Consider the following 3,251-nt stretch of genomic DNA (forward strand, 5'->3'; position numbering starts at 1 on the left):
GTGAGTGAATATTAATTTGGTTTTTTAAACCACGTTTTTAACCGAATGCGCGTTAAGAATGAGTTCTTTAACAATCTGGAAAGCTGATATAAATAAGATATTTATAAAGCAATGAACGGTGTCGCGCTGTGATTTGCACATTTTATAAGTATCTACAAAAGCGATTAATAGCGAAAGCTGTTAATCAACATTTGTTTGCTCTTACTCAGAGTAAACATCTTATTCAAGACACATTTATTTGTGCGTGAAAATGTCAGACTTTACAATTGCTGTGGATTAGTCTCCACGGTGTACTTCGTGTCGAAAGACTACTTAGGGTTGTATGGTTAAGTGACTAAGCGTATGTGGTGGATGCCTTGGCAGTTAGAGGCGATGAAGGACGTGTTAATCTGCGATAAGCATTGGTGAGGTGATAAAAACCGTTATAGCCAATGATTTCCGAATGGGGAAACCCACTGACATAAGTCAGTATCATTAAGTGAATACATAGCTTAATGAAGCGAACCAGGAGAACTGAAACATCTAAGTACCCTGAGGAAAAGAAATCAACCGAGATTTCGTTAGTAGCGGCGAGCGAACGCGAATCAGCCCTTAAGCTTATTGGGCGCTAGTGGAATGTACTGGAAAGTACAACGATACAGGGTGATAGTCCCGTACACAAAAGCAACCTTTGAGTGAAATCGAGTAGGACGGAGCACGTGAAACTTTGTCTGAATATGGGGGGACCATCCTCCAAGGCTAAATACTACTAACTGACCGATAGTGAACCAGTACCGTGAGGGAAAGGCGAAAAGAACCCCTGTGAGGGGAGTGAAATAGAACCTGAAACCGCATACGTACAAGCAGTGGAAGCCGGATTTAGTCCGGTGACTGCGTACCTTTTGTATAATGGGTCAGCGACTTATATTCTGTAGCAAGGTTAACCGATTAGGGGAGCCGTAGCGAAAGCGAGTGTTAACTGCGCGTTTAGTTGCAGGGTATAGACCCGAAACCCGGCGATCTACCCATGGGCAGGTTGAAGGTTGAGTAACATCAACTGGAGGACCGAACACACGTATGTTGAAAAATGCGGTGATGACTTGTGGGTCGGAGTGAAAGGCTAATCAAGCCGGGAGATAGCTGGTTCTCCCCGAAATCTATTTAGGTAGAGCCTCGCACGAACACCATTGGGGGTAGAGCACTGTTAAGGCTAGGGGGTCATCCCGACTTACCAACCCTTTGCAAACTCCGAATACCAATGAGTGATATGCGGGAGACACACTGCGGGTGCTAACGTCCGTTGTGAAGAGGGAAACAACCCAGACCGCCAGCTAAGGTCCCAAAGTACTAGTTAAGTGGGAAACGATGTGGAAAGGCATAGACAGCTAGGAGGTTGGCTTAGAAGCAGCCATCCTTTAAAGAAAGCGTAATAGCTCACTAGTCGAGTCGGTCTGCGCGGAAGATGTAACGGGGCTAAACTAGTCACCGAAGCTGCGGATTCATAGTTTACTATGAGTGGTAGGGGAGCGTTCTGTAAGCCGTTGAAGGTGAGTTGTAAAGCTTGCTGGAGGTATCAGAAGTGCGAATGCTGACATGAGTAACGATAAGGGGAGTGAAAAACTCCCCCGCCGAAAGACCAAGGTTTCCTGTCCCATGTTAATCAGGGCAGGGTAAGTCGGCCCCTAAGGCGAGGCGGAAACGCGTAGTCGATGGGAAACAGATTAATATTTCTGTACTTCTATATATTGCGAAGGAGGGACGGAGTAGGCTAAACAGGCACGGCGTTGGTAGTCCGTGTGAAAGTACGTAGGTGGTTGACTTAGGTAAATCCGGGTCTTCATTCAACACTGAGATACGAGACGAGACTCTACGGAGTTGAAGCTGTTGATGCCATGCTTCCAGGAAAAGCTTCTAAGCTTCAGATATATAGGAACCGTACCCCAAACCGACACAGGTGGTTAGGTAGAGAATACTAAGGCGCTTGAGAGAACTCGGGTGAAGGAACTAGGCAAAATAGTACCGTAACTTCGGGAGAAGGTACGCTACTCTCGGTTAAACCCTTGCGGTGTAAGCTAAGAGTAGTCGAAGTAACCAGGTGGCTGGAACTGTTTATTAAAAACACAGCACTGTGCAAAATCGAAAGATGACGTATACGGTGTGACGCCTGCCCGGTGCCGGAAGGTTAATTGATTCGGTTAGCGCAAGCGAAGCTGATGATCGAAGCCCCGGTAAACGGCGGCCGTAACTATAACGGTCCTAAGGTAGCGAAATTCCTTGTCGGGTAAGTTCCGACCTGCACGAATGGCGTAATCATGGCCACACTGTCTCCACCCGAGACTCAGTGAAATTGAATTTGCGGTTAAGATGCCGTATACCCGCGGCTAGACGGAAAGACCCCGTGAACCTTTACTATAGCTTGACAGTGAACATTGCTCCTACATGTGTAGGATAGGTGGGAGACTATGAAACTTTGTCGCCAGATGAAGTGGAGTCTACCTTGAAATACCACCCTTGTATGCGTGATGTTCTAACCTAGGGCCCTTATCGGGCTTGGGGACACTGTCTGGTGGGTAGTTTGACTGGGGCGGTCTCCTCCCAAAGAGTAACGGAGGAGCACGAAGGTTGGCTAAGTATGGTCGGACATCATACGGTTAGTGCAATGGCATAAGCCAGCTTAACTGCGAGACAGACACGTCGAGCAGGTACGAAAGTAGGTCATAGTGATCCGGTGGTTCTGTATGGAAGGGCCATCGCTCAACGGATAAAAGGTACTCCGGGGATAACAGGCTGATACCGCCCAAGAGTTCATATCGACGGCGGTGTTTGGCACCTCGATGTCGGCTCATCACATCCTGGGGCTGAAGTCGGTCCCAAGGGTATGGCTGTTCGCCATTTAAAGTGGTACGCGAGCTGGGTTTAGAACGTCGTGAGACAGTTCGGTCCCTATCTGCCGTGGGCGTTTGAGAATTGAAGAGGGCTGCTCCTAGTACGAGAGGACCGGAGTGGACGAACCGCTGGTGTTCGGGTTGTTATGCCAATAGCATTGCCCGGTAGCTACGTTCGGAACTGATAACCGCTGAAAGCATCTAAGCGGGAAGCAGGCTTTGAGATGAGTTCTCACTGGAGCTTTAAGCTCCCTAAAGGGTCGTTGGAGACTACAACGTTGATAGGTCAGGTGTGTAAGGACTGCGAGGTCTTGAGCTAACTGATACTAATTGCCCGTGAGGCTTAACCATACAACACCCAAGTAGTTTTACTGCGAAGTGTTTGTA

The 3,251-nt window shown here is 48.0% G+C and carries 1 rRNA gene; it reads left to right on the top strand.

Annotated elements, in window-relative coordinates:
• Positions 1-324 precede the first annotated feature (324 nt).
• Positions 325-3,215, top strand: a 23S ribosomal RNA gene (locus H4J56_RS19260).
• The last annotated feature ends 36 nt before the right edge of the window (positions 3,216-3,251 follow it).

The sequence above is a fragment of the Colwellia sp. BRX8-4 genome (assembly GCF_014077345.1).
Lineage (GTDB): Bacteria > Pseudomonadota > Gammaproteobacteria > Enterobacterales > Alteromonadaceae > Colwellia_A.